Source organism: Poseidonibacter parvus (genome assembly GCF_001956695.1).
GTDB lineage: Bacteria > Campylobacterota > Campylobacteria > Campylobacterales > Arcobacteraceae > Poseidonibacter > Poseidonibacter parvus.
In genome coordinates this window covers 144,860-160,522 of sequence record NZ_CP019070.1, presented here as the reverse complement: position 1 = coordinate 160,522, position 15,663 = coordinate 144,860, and the positions used below count along the sequence as shown (strand labels likewise).

Genomic DNA, 15,663 nt, shown 5'->3' with positions numbered 1-15,663 from the left:
TTTATTCACCTATTTTCTCATAAGCTTTTACCTCATCATTGTTTTGTAAAAACCTAATTCCTGATGTTACAATTTTTGATACACCATCAAGTCCACTTAAAACCTCAACTAAATCGCCAGATATATTTCCTATTTTTATCTCTTGTTTATATACCCTATTATCTTCATTAACTGCCCAAATAAGTGAACTGTTATTTGTATTTGTAAATATTGATTTATAAGGAATAAAAACTCTTTTTTTATGTTGTTCTTTTTCAATTACATTAACTTGTGCAGTCATTCCTGGTAAAATTGTTACACTATCTTGAACTTGCATTTGCAAGGTTGCTTCAAATGTTCGAGTCACTTTTTCAGCTGTTGTTGAAATATCTATTAGTTTTGCTTTATATTTTTTATCTTTATCATTTCCAAGAGTGATATAAAAATCTACTAAACTTTCAATATGCTCTACACTTAACTCGCCTTTTACTTTTCTAATATCACTTTCAGGAACAAAGAACTTAACTTTATATGATGAATTATCTTGAAGTCTTACAATTGCTTGTTTTGCTGTAATTCTTGCATAATCATTAACCATTTTTTTTGCAATAACTCCATCAAACTCAGCAAGCAATTTTGTTTCATCTAAATTTTTCTTTGCAACTTGAATAGCTGCTTTTGTAAGTTGTAGGTTTTGTCTTTGTTTTTCAAACTGTATTTTTGCAACTGATTTTGATTCATAAAGTTTTTTATATCTATTATAATCAGCAAGAGCTTGATTGTAATTAGCACGAGCTGCATTATAGTTTGCTTTATATATTGCATCATCAAGTTTTGCAATAACAGAACCTTTTTTTATCTTTTGTCCTTCTTTATAATAAAACTTTACAACTTTTCCATTTACTTCAAAAGCTAAACTTGAATCTTGAAAAGCATAAACTTCAGAAGGATAAGAAAAAGACCTAGAAAAATTCTCGCTATTTTTTAAATCGAGTATTTTTACAACTTTTGTACTTGGTTTTTCTATCACCTCTTCTTTTTCATTAATACATCCAGTTAATAATACTGCTGATACTACTAAGATTGATAATATTCTATATTTCATTTTGATTCCTTGTTTTTACTATTGCATCTATGATTATATTTGAGATAAAATGTGAAATAAAATCTAGAGTCTTTTTGCTATTTTGTTTTAAATCCTCATCATTTCCAAGAGGAAGGTCTGACATTTGAATGCCATAGAAACTATTTATAGTTCCAGTAATAAAAGAATAGAAAGCATAAATATTCATATTTTTATATTCCTCTTTTAAATCAAAACCATCTAATACTTTCTGTAAAGCACTAACTTCTTCTTCAACAAAAGGAATGAAGCTTTCATCAATATTAGCTCCAAAATTTGCTAATTCTCGCAGAGCAATTGGAACAATATTAGGATTTTCTTTTATTGTTAAAATAATTGCATTTACATAATCTCTTAAAAGAGTTTTATTCTCTTTTTCTTGTTCAAATATCTTTTTTATATTTTCATTAGATTTAGTAATTGCTTTTTTAACTATTGTCTGATATAAACTTTTTTTATCTTTATAGTGATAATAAATCGTAGCTTTATTCATATCAAGTTTTTTTACTAAATCATTCATACTTACTGCATCATAACCATGTTTAGCAAACTCTTCTTCTGCAATGATTAATATTTTCTCTTTTTTTGTCATTCCAAATCCTAACTAACCGTTTGGTTAGTTTTTATAATATTATAATACATTTTTATAAAATTTACAATAAATATATATGACAGGAATATCTCTAAAATACTTTTGTGATATAATTTGCCAAATAAAAAGGAAACTTCCATGGAACTAAATGTTTGGTTAACGCTACTTTTAGCAACTATTGCTATTTCAATCTCTCCTGGAGCAGGGGCTGTTGTTTCAATGAACTATGGAATTAAATATGGTCTTAAAAGATCTTATGCTGCTATTTTTGGATTACAAGCTGGACTTTTAATCCAAACATTTATTGTTGTAATTGGCTTAGGAGCTATTATTGCAAAATCTGTTTTAGTATTTACAATAATTAAATGGATTGGTGTTTTATACTTAGTATATATGGGATTATCTAAAATATTTGAAAAAGTAGAACTGGCCAAAGATGGGGAACAAATAAAAGACTATAGTGCTAAAAAAGCTTTTGTAAGTGCAACTCTTATAAATGTAACTAATCCTAAAGCTACAGTTTTTTTAGTAGCTTTCATACCACAGTTTTTAAATCCTAATGAATCATTATGGCTACAATTTGGAATAATTTGTCTTACTTTATGTGTTATTGATATTATTGTAATGACAGGATACTCTTCTATGGCTTCAAGACTAAAATTTTTAATAAAAGATGTAAAAGCTATGAAAATTCAAAACAGAATAACTGGAGCTTTTTTAATAATTGCAGCTATTTTTATGTCAATGACAAAAAGAGCATAACTATTTCTTCATCCACACTTTAAACGGTTGTAAAGAGTCTATATAATCTGTAATATCATCAATATCTTTTTCTTTTAAAGGTAATGTTGGCATTGCATTTGCGCTATAACCAAATCTTTCAAAATTAGAATAAGGATCTTTTATATAAGCCTTAATATCTTCTTTTTTTCTTGTATAAGATACAATATTAAAATCTTTTCCAAATGCACTTCCACCATTTACAGTATGACATATAGCGCAATTTGCTAGATATTGTTTTTTTCCATTTTCTACATCTGCTTGAAGGCTTATTCCTAATAAAGCAATAAACATAACGATAATCGTTTTCATTTTTAATCCTTTCTTAGAACTTTAGCAAACATGAAAAGATTTTTTATTGATTTATATCAAAAAAAGTTATAAATTAATATAATAAAATCTTATATAAAAGATGATTGTATCAAAATAATACTATTTTCAAAATTTCCCTTTTATGATACAATCCTAAAAAATAATTTGTATAGGTTTTAGCTTATGAAAACAAGAGTATTAATAAATGGTATAGGAAGAATTGGAAAAGCTGTTTTAAAACAGCTAATGCAAAATAAAGACTTTGACATCCTAGCTATTAATGAAATAAATCCTTACCTTGAAAATATAGTTTATTCAATAAACTATGATTCAACATATGGAGCTTTAGAGGATAAGTTTAAAATTGTAAATAAGAACTTTATAAAAAATAGTTTTACAAAAATAGAAGTACTTAATTTTAAAACATTAAGTGATATTGATTTATCAAATATTGATATTATAATCGATTCAAGTGGAAAAAAAGAGGATATAAAACTTTTAAAAAGTTTGGATGTCCAAGCTATATTTTTAACACATCCAAACTCAAAAGCTGACATAAATGTAATCTTGGGAGCAAATGAGAAAGAACTAGATTATAAAGAGCATAAAGTAATTTCAACAAGTTCTTGTAATGCAACAGCACTACTTCCCGCACTAAAACTACTTGATGATAAAAAGCAAATATTGTGTGCTGATATTGTTACAGTTCATCCTTTACTAAATCATCAAAGAGTTTTAGATGGAAGTTTTGTTGCTAGTGAGACAAGAAATGTTGAATATAATTTTGAGTTTGGAAGGTCTTCTACACAAAATATTATTCCAAACAAAACTACAACTATAAAAGCTTGTTCATATGTATTACCTAAGTTTAATTCTACTTTAATTTCTTCAAGTTCACTTCGTGTTCCAACTGATACAGTAGGAGCTATAAACGTAACATTATTTGTGGAGAAAGCTTCTTCAAAAGAAGAAATTATCGATATTTTCGAAGAGTATGAAAATAATCAAGAATTTAAAGTAATGCTAAATAATAATGAACCTTTAGTTTCAAGTGATTTTAAAAAAGAAAAATATACAACTATTATTGACCACCGTTATACAGATGTAAAAAATGGAAAAATGATTAAACTTTTACTTTGGTATGATAATGAATGGGGCTATGCATCAAAAGTTGTAGATATTTTAAAGTTTTATAAGGACATAAAAAAAGCCTAAACTCTTTTGAGTTTAGGCTTTAAATCTAAAAGAAGAAATTGAATTTATTAAATAAATTCAACACCTTTTTCTCCAGCTGCAATTTCACCAATAACATAACCATCAGTGTTAGCTAGAACTGCATCAACATTTGCAGGATTTACAACTAAAACCATACCAACACCCATATTGAATGTTCTGTACATTTCTTCAAGTTCTACATGTTGTCCCATAAATTCAAAAATAGGTAATACTTTAATTGAATCTCTTTTTACAACAGCTTTTAAATTATCAGGTAAAACTCTTGGTAAGTTTTCTGTAATTCCACCACCTGTAATATGTGCTAAGGCATTGATATTTTCTTTATTAGCTTTGAATTCTTTTACATAAATTCTAGTTGGCTCTAATAATACATCTTTTAAAGGCTTACCTTGGAAATCATCATCTAAACTCATTCCTAATTTTTCTAATAATAGTTTTCTAACAAGAGAGAAACCGTTTGAATGAACACCAGAAGATGGTAAGGCAATTAAAGTATCTCCTACTTCAATTTTTTCAATTCTATTTAGCTCTTCTTTTTCTGCAATTCCAACACAAAAACCAGCTAAATCAAAATCGCCGTCTTTATACATTCCTGGCATTTCTGCAGTTTCACCACCAACAAGTGCACACTCAGATCTAATACATCCTTCAGCAATACCTTTTACAACAGAAGTTGCTTCTTCAACTTCAAGTTTTGCAGTTGCATAATAATCTAGGAAAAATAATGGTTCTCCAAAATTACATAATAAATCATTTGTACACATTGCAACTAAGTCAATTCCAACTGTATCAAATTGTTTAGCATCAATTGCTAACTTTAATTTTGTTCCAACACCATCAGTACCTGATAGAATAACTGGTTGTTTGTAACCTTGTGGTAATTCAAAAGCACCAGCAAAAGAACCAATACCACCAAGAACACCAGGGATCATTGTAGATTTAACATGTGGTTTAATATTTTCTACGAACTGATTTCCTGCATCGATATCAACGCCTGCGTCTTTGTAACTTACTGTGCTCATTATTCACCTTTTTAATAGCTTATCTTTAATCTTAGATTAATTTTTAAATATTTTTGTATTATATCTAAATGTTTATAAATATTAATGCCCTAAAAGACAAACACTTCCTTCAATTTAAATAAATATTTATTATTGTAGAATTGTTTTTATGAGTAAAAATTTATTTAAAAATGCAATCGCCTTAACAGGTGGAATTTCAACAGGTAAAAGTACTGTTTGTAACATTTTAAAAGAACATAGTTTTTCTATAATTGATGCGGATAAAATTGCACACAAATTATTAGATGAAAGTTCAAATGAAATAGCTTCAATGTTTGGAGACAAATATGTCTTAGATGGAAAAGTAATAAGAAAAGAGCTAGGAAAAATTATATTTTCTAATGAAGAAAATAAATTGAAACTAGAAGCACTTCTTCATCCTTTAATAGAAAAGCAAATTATTGAAGAATCAAAATTATTAGAAGAAAAAAATAAAACATACTTTATAGATATTCCTTTATTTTTTGAAAAAATGCATTATCCAATACCAAAATCTTTACTAGTATATACTCCAAAAGATATACAAACAAAAAGATTAATGAACAGAGATAATATTAGTGAAGATGAAGCAAAATTAAAAATGTCAAATCAAATGGATATTGAAGAAAAAAAGAGCTTATCTGATTTGATAATAGATAACTCAAAAGATTTAAGACATTTAGAAAATGAAATTAAAAAAATTATAAAGGTAACTACATGACATATACAAAATATTCTGCAAGTGGAAATGATTTTGTAATCTTTCATACATTTACAAAAAAAGATTATTCACAAGAAGCTATAAAACTTTGTAATAGAACAGAAGGTATTGGTGCTGATGGCTTAATTGTGCTAGTTCCAAATGAAAATGCAGATTTCGAGTGGTTATTTTACAATAGTGATGGAAGTGATGCTTCAATGTGTGGGAATGGTACGAGAGCTTGTGCACATTATGCGTATACAAATGATTTAGCACCTAGTACTATGAACTTTTTAACTGGTGCAGGTTTAATAAAATCTATTGTTGAAAATTCAATCGTTGAAACACAATTAACAGCTCCAATTGTTATAAAAGAAGAGTTCAAGCAAGAAGGATTCACTTGGTATTTAGTGGATACTGGGGTTCCACATTTGGTAACCATTGTAGATGACTTAGAAAAGTATGACCATGACTTGTGTGCAAAAATGAGATATGAACATAATGCAAATGTTAACTTTGCAAAAATAGAAGATAGTAAAGATGGAAAAGTTTTAAAAGTAAGAACTTATGAAAGAGGTGTTGAAGGTGAAACGCAAGCTTGTGGAACTGGAATGGCAGCTTGTTTTTTAAGAGCAAATAATCTAAATTTAGTAAAAGACAAAACTTTTGTTTACCCAAAAAGTGGGGAAGAACTTACTTTATCTTTGATTGATAGTACTATTTATTTCAAAGGTGCTGTTAAAAAAGTTTTTACTACAAGTTTTTAAAATGTTAATAAATAAACTTTTATTCTTTATCTTACTATTTAGCTCAGCTATTTTTGCAAAAGGTATGCCAAAAGAGTATTTTGAGATTAAAGATAGAGAAAAGCAAAAGATTTATTTTTTCGAATATATTTATAAACTAAGTAAAAATGAAAATGAAAAGATTTTAAAAGAAAGAAATTTTGTAAAAAATATATTAAATTCTAACTTATTGAATATTGATACTAATTCAGATGAATTCTTAAAACTTTTAAAAATAAAGAAAAAATACCGAATTAAAAAGCTTTATGATTTAAAATCTTATATGAGTAAAATTGATGTAATTCCTCCAGCGTTGAGTCTATCTCAAGCTGCGATTGAAAGTGGTTGGGGGAAAAGTCGTTTTGTAAAAGAAGCAAATAATATATTCGGGCATTGGACATATAATTCAAAAATTGGAATGATTCCAAAACAAAGAAACGCTGGAGCTAAACACTTTATTAGAGTGTTTAAAACAATGCAAGCCTCAGTTAATGCTTATATGCTAAACCTTAATAGGAATAATGCCTATAAAGCTTTTCATAAAGAAAGATATGCAATAAGATTAAAAAATAAGAAACCAACAGGTCTTAAACTTTCACAAACTATGATAAACTATTCAGGAATTGCAGAAGAATATTTAAGAATTTTAAAAAAAGTAATTTTAAAAAACAATCTAAAGAAATATGATAAAAGATTTTATCAACAAATTAAATAAACATAAGGAAAATAAATGAATTTTACAGCACCATTAAAATCTGACTCAATAAAAATAATGCTTTTAGGAAGTGGAGAACTTGGGAAAGAAGTAGTGATTGAAGCACAAAGATTAGGTATTGAGACAATTGCCGTTGATAGCTATAATAACGCACCTGCACAGTTAGTAGCAAATAAATCTTATACAATTAATATGAAAAATAAAGAAGAGATTTTAGATGTAATAAGAAGAGAAAAACCTACATATATTCTACCTGAAGTTGAAGCTATTAATATTCAAGCACTTTTTACAGCTGAAGAAGAAGGTTTTCATGTAATTCCAAATGCTGATGCAGTAAATAAAACAATGAATAGAAAAAACATTCGTGAATTTGCAGCAGTTGATTTAGGAGTTAAAACTGGTGGATATGAGTTTGTAAGCACTTATGAAGGTTTAGAAAAAGCAGCACAAAAGATGGGTTTCCCTTGTGTTATTAAACCCGTAATGAGCTCTTCAGGTCACGGACAAAGTGTTGCCAAATCTGCAAATGATTTACAAGAGTCTTGGGAAATTGCAAAAGAAGCTAGAGGTGATGCTAGTGAATTAATTGTTGAAGAGTTTATTACTTTTGATTATGAAATCACTATGTTAACAGTAAGAAATGAAAAGCAAACAGTATTTTGTGAACCAATTGGACATATACAGCAAGATGGTGACTTTATTTTCTCATGGCAACCAATGAATATGAGCGAAGAGGCTAAGAAAAAAGCACAAGATATTGCTAAAACTGTTACTGATGGGCTTGGTGGTCGTGGTATTTTTGGTGTAGAGATGTTTGTAAAAGGAAATGAAGTATATTTTTCTGAAGTAAGTCCAAGACCACATGATACAGGAATGGTTACTATGATTACACAAAGTCAGAGTGAATTTGCACTTCATGTACGTGCCGTATTAGGACTGCCTTTAGATTATATTGATTATGGAGCAGGCGCAAGTGCTGCGTATAAAGCAAGAAATGATACATTTAATCCACAAATTGATATTTTTGATCAATCATTTACAAAAGATTCTATTATTAGAGTATTTGGAAAACCACAAAGTCATATAGGAAGAAGAATGGCTGTTGCTTTGACATTTGATAAAGATTCAAGTGATAAAGCCTTACAAAAAGCAAAAGAGATTATTGGAAACTTTGACGACAAATAGGACTAAAGAAAAACTTTAGTTCTATTTAGATTTTAAATGAGCAAGAGTATGCCATTCCTTCATCTTCAAGAGCAGTTATTTCAATAGCTGCACCTAGCATACCTGCTAGGTTTTTTGCTTCAATTATATATTTATTTTCAGTATCAGAAAGAAATAAAGTATGAATATTTTTTACTTCAAAGCCATTATTTTTAACTACTAATTGAAGTTTATTCTTATGTTTAAAAATATTTACTTCAATTAATTTATTAATTTTTCCTTTTTTCATCTCTTTTTTTACTAAATCCATACATGATTGTTCGATAAATGATGAAATAATATTTTCAAGATAGAGAATATTCATTTTAACTTTTTTTCTTAAGTTTAAGTCTATGTTATAATCTAAAGATATTTTATATCTAAAATTTGCATAAATATAATTATCAGATCTTCTTTTATGTAATTCAAGTAAATAGTTAAGAACAGAAAAATCTTTTACATCATCAATTTCTTTATCAAAGTTATTAATCACATATTCAAACTTCTTTAATTGTTCAAAATGTAAAGCAAAAGTATCAATAAGCTCAAAAATAAATGTACTATTAATTAAATCCTCAACTCCTAGTTTATTTAGATATTTATAAACTATTGTTGTATCAAACATTGTTACAAGATATTTTAAATTAAATATCTTGTTTTTTATATTTGATAGATTCTGAACATCTTGTAAAAGCTTCTTTTTAGATGCACGAGGAATAACTTTAGTCTCTAAATCCATTTCTAATAAATCTATGAAGTTCTTATCATCATATATTAAATTAACCGTTTCAATTTGACTAGATTTATTACATTCTATTAATAATACTTCTAAATATGTTTTAACTACATCTAAAGATTGATCTAATTCAGAGTTAATTAGTAAAATTTTATTTTGCATTAAATCATGTTGGTCATTTAATATTTGTCGATTTAACTTTGTTTTACCACCATTTTCACTTATTAATATTTCATCGAATACAAATATTTTATTGAATATATCAGTAAATGGTTTTATCTCTTCAGAAATATTTTTAATATGATGATTGATTTTTACCTTACATTCATTTATATTATTGCTCAAAGCTATGCCTTATTGACAATTTTCATCATCTACTAATAAATTAGCATCTATAAGTTTAACCCAATTTGAGTCATTCTCAACAACCATAACATCCCCAGATTTTTTCTTATAAATAGTATCTAAATGTAGCCAATTACCTTTTTTTGCTTGTATAGTAAATTGGTCATTTATTTTTAAAACTCTTAAAATTGTTGCATTTAAATCATTTGTATTTCTAACATTTAGATTCTGTATATCAACTGTATATAAACATTCAGATAAATCTTTTTTAAGCTCTTTGTTTTTTATCTTTGCAAAAGATTCTTTTATGCTATAAACTTTTTTCTCTCGTATCTTTGTACTTTCTTTTTTCTTTGCTTTTTCTTCTTTTTCAGCTTTTATAATTTTTGCTTTAGGCTCTTTTTTTAAATCACTAACTGATGTTCCATAATTATTTAAATAAATTAAATATCCATACTCCTCATCAACTTTTTTATATAACTTTACTGTTTTTGTTCTAACGTCAATATCTATAATTTTATGACCTAAGATATTATCACCTCTTACAAATCTTCCTTCAATATTTGAACTTAATTCACTATTAGCTCCAGCACTTTTTTTGCTGTCTATTTTTAAAATCACATAATCTTTTCCATTGAAAGAATACATACTTTTTATCTTAATATCTTTTAGTTTATTTGTTCTTGTAAAATCACTAGTTAATCTAGCCATTTCGTTTTGGTGTTTAAATACATTTTTTTCATAATCTTCTTGAGATACTTCAGGTTTTTCTACATATATACCTTGAGTATTTTTATTTGTATTCTTAATGTTATTTGGATTATTTGTTTTATTTTGAATTGAATCAATTTGTTCTTCAAGATAATCTTTTTCAAGTCCTGTAATACTTTTAAAGAAATTTTTTGATTGTTGGTCTAAAACATCTAACTTATCAATATTCTTTATAGCCTCTTTCTCACCTTCTTGTGCATATAAATTAATAACTGCAAAAATAGATACTATAATAAAACTAATTCTCTTCATTTTTTTCCTTTTAAAACTTTTACTTAAATATAAACTCATAATTAAATCCACCTATATATGTTGGGTATTTTATAAAAAAATCATTGTTAGATGGATTCCAATCCCCTGATGTCATCTTTGTTAGATATCCATCATATCCACCTTCTGCAAGTAAAAAGTCTTTTTCTAAATCATATAGATTTGTGTTAAATACTGGTAGCATAAAAGTATTTCCCATTAAATCAATATATGATGTTTCAACTGTTCTATAAAATGACATTTTACCCCAACAATACATTTGATTGTAGATATCAATTCCACACATACCATTGTCATCTTGAATTACTTTAATCTTTTTCCATTTTATTTTTGAGATGGCATCTTTAAAAAAATCATCATTTTCATTTTCACTTGTAAAATAATCACCTTTAAGTTCATTTTTACTATTCACCCAAACTATTCCTGTATTCCATGTTGCTTCAGAAATTGGTGTTTTACTAGAAAAGTCTACTGATAATAGTTCAATATCATCTTCAGCAACATAGTCTGAATAACTTTTTATCTCATCTTCAATAGATAAAATAATAGGTTTTTTGTTTTTAGGTTGATATATTTTATAAAATTTATCGTCAGTTGATACTGCTAAAAAAGCTTCTAATCCACCACTAATACTTTTAAAAATTATATCTGTTTCAACTTTTAGTGGGGCACATAAGTTCATAGTAGTACCTTCCCATGTAACTTCACAACTTCCATCTGCAATTTTTGGTTCTATACCCCAAATATAAATATCACCATCTTGTGATAAGGCACCCATTTTTCTATATCCTATTGTTAAAAGATATGTTATGTCATCAAAGTTTACACTTGTACCATTGTTACTAACACTTATTTTTTCAGGATCTTTATTTGTATCTCTATTATAATAATTAAATTGAGTACTTCCATTACCTGAAAATCCAGAACTATGATCATAACCCCATCTATAAATATCGCCATCTTGAGATAGAATAAGCCATAATTGATTATTTGCAAACATTTTTTTTGCACTTTTATCTGTAGTACTTCCATCAAAATATCTACTTCTGTATAACATTTCTGGATCTGTACTATTAACAAGGCTTCCATCTGAATTTACTATGTGAGTAAAATTATTACCAAAAGAAACAGCACTTCCTTTTGCTCCTCCACAATATATAGCACCTTCTACTGTAACGCCACAAGTACTATGATAAACTGTAGAGAAAAAATCTACAAATTTTGGTCTCAAAGGGGATGAGAAGTAGTTCTTATCATCAATATCACTATTATATGTTTTTGCTTTTGCTCTTATAAGACCTGTAATAACTGGATACTTATAATAACTATCTGAAGAACCTGTAAAATTATTTGTACCTAATCCTACAATTTGATTTGCATTATTTCCCCAAGTATAAATATCTCCATTTACTATCATTCCACCAGCACGTCTAGTAAATTGGATAATTGTCTCTCCAATATCTCTTGTAGTATCACCAAGTTTAATAATACCTATGTCTCCACCAATATTAATATATTCTTGAGCTATGCCATCTTCCATATTAAATATCTGTTGACCTGGAGATAAAGATGTATTAGCATTATCTAAAATATTTTTAAATTCTGAAGAAATACTTCCATTATCAATCATATTAGCTGTTGGATAAACTATAATTTTTTCATCAAAAGAGTATAATATATCTCCATTATCATCATACCAATGAAGAACTCCCTTATCATCTAATAAATATTTATTCTTAATCAATGTATCATCTGTAGTAATTAAACTCAAGTTATTAAAAATATACTCTTCTTTAGAAGAAAATACAATTGAAACATTATGATTTTCTTTACTAAGTGGTGCTTTTGAATAAACTCTATTTTCATTTGAATAGTACTTATCATATAGTGATGATTTTACATTTGAAGGAATTAAACTTATGATATAAGTGTTCGTGTCATCTAAAGAAATTGATTGTCCAAATAAATTTGAATAACTAAAACCATCTGGTAAATAAGTTGCCAAACTAGAAATAGAAGTTGGTTTTAAAGCATTTTTAAGAACATAAGTTTTATATGCTTTTGCAATTTGCTCTTCTTTTTTTATTACTTTTTTTATTTTAGATAAAGATATATTATCAAAGTACATCTCATTTGAATACAAAGATGATGATAGTAAAAATAAAATAAAAAATTTAATAAAAATCATTTTTTAATATCCTTTGGCTTTGATATATAATTTACAAAATAAATAGTATTATTATTTTCACTCTTTTTCATCTCACCTAAATAAGATAAAATTCCCTCACCTGCTCTTAATCCTTTTTCACTTCTTGCTGTTAATTGTGTAACTATTATATAGTTATCAATACACATTTTTTTTGAATCTAAAAATTTTAAATTATAATCTAATACTGACATTCTTTTATATATGTCTTTTATTTTAGTATCAATTTCCTCTTTTTTAATATATTTAGATTCAACTTCTACCATTTTAGCTTTTACATTTACAACTTTTCTTTTTAAACTAAGTGTTTCTTGTTTTTTACTTTGAAGCTCAGTTGTTAACTGGTCTTTTTCATATGCTAGTTTAAAAAAACTTGCTAACTTAAAGAAGACAAACCCAATAAGATAAACAACAAATATAATCAAACCATATTTTATAATTAGTTTAAATCTTTTACTATTAATACTAATCATTCTTCACCTCAATAGGAGTAATACAATCAGTTAATTCTTTATATTTTTTATTAGTTCTATTTAATAAAATCTTTTGTCTTTGTATTAATCTTTTTTCAATCTTTATTTCTCTTTTTAGTTTTTCTAAAGGCTCTTTATAAATATATTTTTTTGTTAATTGCTCTAAACCAAAAAACATAACCCATGCCATTAATATTACAAAGAATAAAACAAAAATATTTTTTGCAGAATGTGACTTAAAAGTATCTAGCTCATTTAAAGGTTTAACTAGTTCTTCAACATTACCTAAACTATAAGCTATCTCCTCATTTTTTTCATTTTTTGTATTCTGCTTTAAAATATTTTCAACTGCACTTTTATATTTTGAACTAATCACATAGTAATATTTTTTTATACTACCACCACTTGAAAGCATCGCAATATGTTTTGTAATAAGAATTGATTTTATAATATCATCAGTAATAAAGTTTTGATTTATCTTTGCGGAATATACAGTTTTATGATTAAACAATATAAAATATTCACTATCTGTAATATGTACTAATAATTGGTTTTTATTTAAATATTTTCTTGATAATAAATTCAAAGAGTATATTGTATTTGTAACCTCATACTTTGATAAATATACACTATGTTTTTTAAAAGAATCATAAGTGAACATTTTCTGAGAAATATCAAATTCATCATTAAGATAGAAAGTTTCATTGTCTTCTTTAGTTTGGAAATCTGTTACTACTAATCGTACCATACTTCCTCCCCTTTGATTATTGCAGTTGCATCAGCTTTAGTAATGAGACCAGCATGATATTGTGCCATACATGCTTTTTCAACTGTCATATATTCAGCTGGATTCTCAAAATCTCCACCAAATCCTAATTTGAATCTAATAACCTCAGCAATAGGAACCCTATCTTTAAATCCACTACTATTACACTCTTCACAACCAACTTTTTTATAACCACCTTCACCATCTTCAATCTTACAATAATCACAAAGTTTACGTACTAATCTTTGAGATACAATACCTCTTAAGTTATCTACAACATCCCCTTCATTAATACCTAATGAACTTGTCATTCTTGATACTGTAGCAGGTGCTGAGTTCGTATGCATAGTAGAGAATACTAACTGTCCTAAGTTTGATGCATTTACAAGTTGTGATGCAGTTTCTGGTTCTCTTGTTTCCCCAATTAGAATAATATTTGAATCTTGTCTTAGAATATCAACTACTGCTTCAGGGTAACCATATTTAAACTCTTCACTAGCACTTGCAAACTCTGATAAGTCAATTTGGAAGAAAGATTCATCAACATACTCAACAGGATCTTCAATAGTAATTACATATTGCTGCTGTTTTGCAAGTTGTTGTAAAAGTGCATACATTAAGTGAGTTTTACCAGAACCAACTTGTCCAGTAATTAGAATCATACCATTTGAGTATTTTGTTAAGTTATCAAGAATATCAACTGTTTCATCTGGATAATTAAGACCCCTTAAATTATGAGAAACAACACCTTTTCCACCAATCATTCTCATAACTAATGAAAAGTTTAATTTAGAGTTAATAAGACCAAGTCTGAATTTAATATTTTTCTTTCCATAATCATAGTTTATAACACCATTAATTGATTCAAAATCAGAATCTTCTTGATCAGCCATAGTAACAAGTCTTCTTTTAATTGTTTTTGCAATTGCAATTGGCATTGTTCCCATATCAACTTTAATACCATCAATTCTAAACCATAAAGAAGCATATCTATTTGTCTTTTGAATATGTATATCAGAAGCACCAAGTAAAATGGCTTGACCCATCATCTTGTCAAAATATTTATTAATTTCATCATCATTATCAGTATCTGCACCAGAACCAAATATAATCTCTCTGTCTTCTCCAAATACTGAAGATAATACACCCTCACCTAAAACTACAATTTTTGTAAAATAGAATTTACTTAAAACATCAAAATCTAAATTTACGACATCTCTAATTCCTAGAACTTTATTTTTAGTTTTCTTATCTTCAAGTGTAATAATATACATAGTTGTACAAAATTCTAATTTTCTCTCATCTAATTGAAATGATGTATCTTGATATAATTTTGATAATTCATTATATGAAGCATAATATTCATAACCTAATCCTCTAACAAACTCTGCATACTTAGATTCGTTTGCAATTAAATCTCCATAACCACCTGCAAAATTAAACTTTTCTTTTATTACATCTTCAATTAGTGTTGATAATACAGCATCTTTCTCATCTTCTTTTTTCACATATTCAGTAACTAAACTCTTTTTTTCTTTAATATATTCTTTTATATTAATTTTTTTACTCTTTTTATTTAAAAGTGAAAGTTTTTTTGATTTGTATTTTTTAATTAAATTTTTTATCATTTT

Annotated in this window: 16 protein-coding genes; 6 read left to right on the top strand and 10 right to left on the bottom strand. The window is 26.8% G+C overall.

Translation table 11 applies throughout. The features are described from left to right. Position 1: 1 nt before the first annotated feature. Both LPB137_RS00745 and LPB137_RS00740 read right to left on the bottom strand, forming a co-directional pair. Positions 2-1,084, bottom strand: coding sequence for an efflux RND transporter periplasmic adaptor subunit (locus LPB137_RS00745; RefSeq protein ID WP_076083051.1), 1,083 nt, complete (start codon positions 1,082-1,084; stop codon positions 2-4). After that, on the bottom strand, positions 1,074-1,694 hold the full coding sequence (locus tag LPB137_RS00740; protein ID WP_076083048.1) for a TetR/AcrR family transcriptional regulator: 621 nt from the start codon (positions 1,692-1,694) through the stop codon (positions 1,074-1,076). The genes LPB137_RS00745 and LPB137_RS00740 overlap by 11 nt, the downstream gene beginning before the upstream one ends. Positions 1,695-1,832: 138 nt before the next feature. On the opposite strand from LPB137_RS00740, the gene LPB137_RS00735 reads away from it, so the two are divergent. Continuing rightward, a complete protein-coding gene (locus LPB137_RS00735; RefSeq protein ID WP_076083045.1) occupies positions 1,833-2,456 on the top strand; it encodes a LysE family transporter in 624 nt (207 codons plus the stop codon). Here the strand turns inward: LPB137_RS00735 and LPB137_RS00730 are convergent, their stop codons facing one another. Further along, positions 2,457-2,786, bottom strand: a complete 330-nt coding sequence (locus LPB137_RS00730; RefSeq protein ID WP_076083043.1) for a c-type cytochrome — start codon at positions 2,784-2,786, stop codon at positions 2,457-2,459. A 183-nt stretch (positions 2,787-2,969) separates the two neighbouring features. Here LPB137_RS00730 and LPB137_RS00725 point away from each other — a divergent pair, with 183 nt between their 5' ends. Next, positions 2,970-4,001, top strand: coding sequence for a glyceraldehyde 3-phosphate dehydrogenase NAD-binding domain-containing protein (locus LPB137_RS00725; RefSeq protein WP_076083040.1), 1,032 nt, complete (start codon positions 2,970-2,972; stop codon positions 3,999-4,001). A 47-nt stretch (positions 4,002-4,048) separates the two neighbouring features. Here the strand turns inward: LPB137_RS00725 and purM are convergent, their stop codons facing one another. After that, positions 4,049-5,044, bottom strand: a complete 996-nt coding sequence (gene purM, locus LPB137_RS00720; RefSeq protein WP_076083037.1) for a phosphoribosylformylglycinamidine cyclo-ligase — start codon at positions 5,042-5,044, stop codon at positions 4,049-4,051. Positions 5,045-5,192: 148 nt separating this feature from the next. Between purM and coaE the strand changes: the two genes are divergently transcribed. The 4 genes from coaE to purT are packed head-to-tail and all read left to right on the top strand — an operon-like array spanning position 5,193 to position 8,447. Further along, a complete protein-coding gene (gene coaE / locus LPB137_RS00715) occupies positions 5,193-5,783 on the top strand; it encodes a dephospho-CoA kinase (RefSeq protein WP_076083035.1) in 591 nt (196 codons plus the stop codon). Next, positions 5,780-6,529, top strand: coding sequence for a diaminopimelate epimerase (dapF, locus tag LPB137_RS00710; RefSeq protein WP_076083032.1), 750 nt, complete (start codon positions 5,780-5,782; stop codon positions 6,527-6,529). The genes coaE and dapF overlap by 4 nt, the downstream gene beginning before the upstream one ends. A gap of 1 nt (position 6,530) precedes the next feature. Then, complete coding sequence (locus tag LPB137_RS00705) at positions 6,531-7,262, top strand: glucosaminidase domain-containing protein (protein ID WP_076083029.1); 732 nt, start codon at positions 6,531-6,533, stop codon at positions 7,260-7,262. Between the two features lie 15 nt (positions 7,263-7,277). Continuing rightward, a complete protein-coding gene (purT, locus tag LPB137_RS00700; RefSeq protein ID WP_076083026.1) occupies positions 7,278-8,447 on the top strand; it encodes a formate-dependent phosphoribosylglycinamide formyltransferase in 1,170 nt (389 codons plus the stop codon). A 25-nt stretch (positions 8,448-8,472) separates the two neighbouring features. On the opposite strand, the gene LPB137_RS00695 is transcribed toward purT, so the two are convergent. From LPB137_RS00695 to LPB137_RS00670, 6 genes are read right to left on the bottom strand one after another with little or no spacing between them, the layout of a single operon-like run. Beyond that, positions 8,473-9,546, bottom strand: a complete 1,074-nt coding sequence (locus LPB137_RS00695; protein ID WP_076083024.1) for a hypothetical protein — start codon at positions 9,544-9,546, stop codon at positions 8,473-8,475. 9 nt (positions 9,547-9,555) lie between these two features. After that, entirely contained in the window at positions 9,556-10,569 is a 1,014-nt protein-coding gene (locus LPB137_RS00690) for an SH3 domain-containing protein (RefSeq protein WP_156981714.1), read from the bottom strand. A gap of 19 nt (positions 10,570-10,588) precedes the next feature. Further along, positions 10,589-12,775 carry an RCC1 domain-containing protein gene (locus tag LPB137_RS00685; protein WP_076083018.1) on the bottom strand — a complete coding sequence of 729 codons (2,187 nt, stop codon included), beginning with the start codon at positions 12,773-12,775 and terminating at the stop codon, positions 10,589-10,591. Next, entirely contained in the window at positions 12,772-13,266 is a 495-nt protein-coding gene (locus LPB137_RS00680) for a hypothetical protein (protein WP_076083016.1), read from the bottom strand. The genes LPB137_RS00685 and LPB137_RS00680 overlap by 4 nt, the downstream gene beginning before the upstream one ends. After that, positions 13,259-14,014 carry a hypothetical protein gene (locus tag LPB137_RS00675; RefSeq protein WP_076083013.1) on the bottom strand — a complete coding sequence of 252 codons (756 nt, stop codon included), beginning with the start codon at positions 14,012-14,014 and terminating at the stop codon, positions 13,259-13,261. Before LPB137_RS00675 ends, LPB137_RS00680 begins: the two co-directional genes overlap by 8 nt. Then, positions 14,002-15,660, bottom strand: coding sequence for a GspE/PulE family protein (locus tag LPB137_RS00670; protein ID WP_076083011.1), 1,659 nt, complete (start codon positions 15,658-15,660; stop codon positions 14,002-14,004). Before LPB137_RS00670 ends, LPB137_RS00675 begins: the two co-directional genes overlap by 13 nt. Positions 15,661-15,663 lie beyond the last annotated feature (3 nt).

What these genes read in the sequence shown, in the direction of transcription:
- LPB137_RS00745 (WP_076083051.1), bottom strand. Translation starts at nt 1,084, where the DNA reads ATGAAATATAGAATATTATCAATCTTAGTAGTATCAGCAGTATTATTA.
- LPB137_RS00740 (WP_076083048.1), bottom strand. Translation starts at nt 1,694, where the DNA reads ATGACAAAAAAAGAGAAAATATTAATCATTGCAGAAGAAGAGTTTGCT.
- LPB137_RS00735 (WP_076083045.1), top strand. Translation starts at nt 1,833, where the DNA reads ATGGAACTAAATGTTTGGTTAACGCTACTTTTAGCAACTATTGCTATT.
- LPB137_RS00730 (WP_076083043.1), bottom strand. Translation starts at nt 2,786, where the DNA reads ATGAAAACGATTATCGTTATGTTTATTGCTTTATTAGGAATAAGCCTT.
- LPB137_RS00725 (WP_076083040.1), top strand. Translation starts at nt 2,970, where the DNA reads ATGAAAACAAGAGTATTAATAAATGGTATAGGAAGAATTGGAAAAGCT.
- purM (WP_076083037.1), bottom strand. Translation starts at nt 5,044, where the DNA reads ATGAGCACAGTAAGTTACAAAGACGCAGGCGTTGATATCGATGCAGGA.
- coaE (WP_076083035.1), top strand. Translation starts at nt 5,193, where the DNA reads ATGAGTAAAAATTTATTTAAAAATGCAATCGCCTTAACAGGTGGAATT.
- dapF (WP_076083032.1), top strand. Translation starts at nt 5,780, where the DNA reads ATGACATATACAAAATATTCTGCAAGTGGAAATGATTTTGTAATCTTT.
- LPB137_RS00705 (WP_076083029.1), top strand. Translation starts at nt 6,531, where the DNA reads ATGTTAATAAATAAACTTTTATTCTTTATCTTACTATTTAGCTCAGCT.
- purT (WP_076083026.1), top strand. Translation starts at nt 7,278, where the DNA reads ATGAATTTTACAGCACCATTAAAATCTGACTCAATAAAAATAATGCTT.
- LPB137_RS00690 (WP_156981714.1), bottom strand. Translation starts at nt 10,569, where the DNA reads ATGAAGAGAATTAGTTTTATTATAGTATCTATTTTTGCAGTTATTAAT.
- LPB137_RS00685 (WP_076083018.1), bottom strand. Translation starts at nt 12,775, where the DNA reads ATGATTTTTATTAAATTTTTTATTTTATTTTTACTATCATCATCTTTG.
- LPB137_RS00680 (WP_076083016.1), bottom strand. Translation starts at nt 13,266, where the DNA reads ATGATTAGTATTAATAGTAAAAGATTTAAACTAATTATAAAATATGGT.
- LPB137_RS00675 (WP_076083013.1), bottom strand. Translation starts at nt 14,014, where the DNA reads ATGGTACGATTAGTAGTAACAGATTTCCAAACTAAAGAAGACAATGAA.
- LPB137_RS00670 (WP_076083011.1), bottom strand. Translation starts at nt 15,660, where the DNA reads ATGATAAAAAATTTAATTAAAAAATACAAATCAAAAAAACTTTCACTT.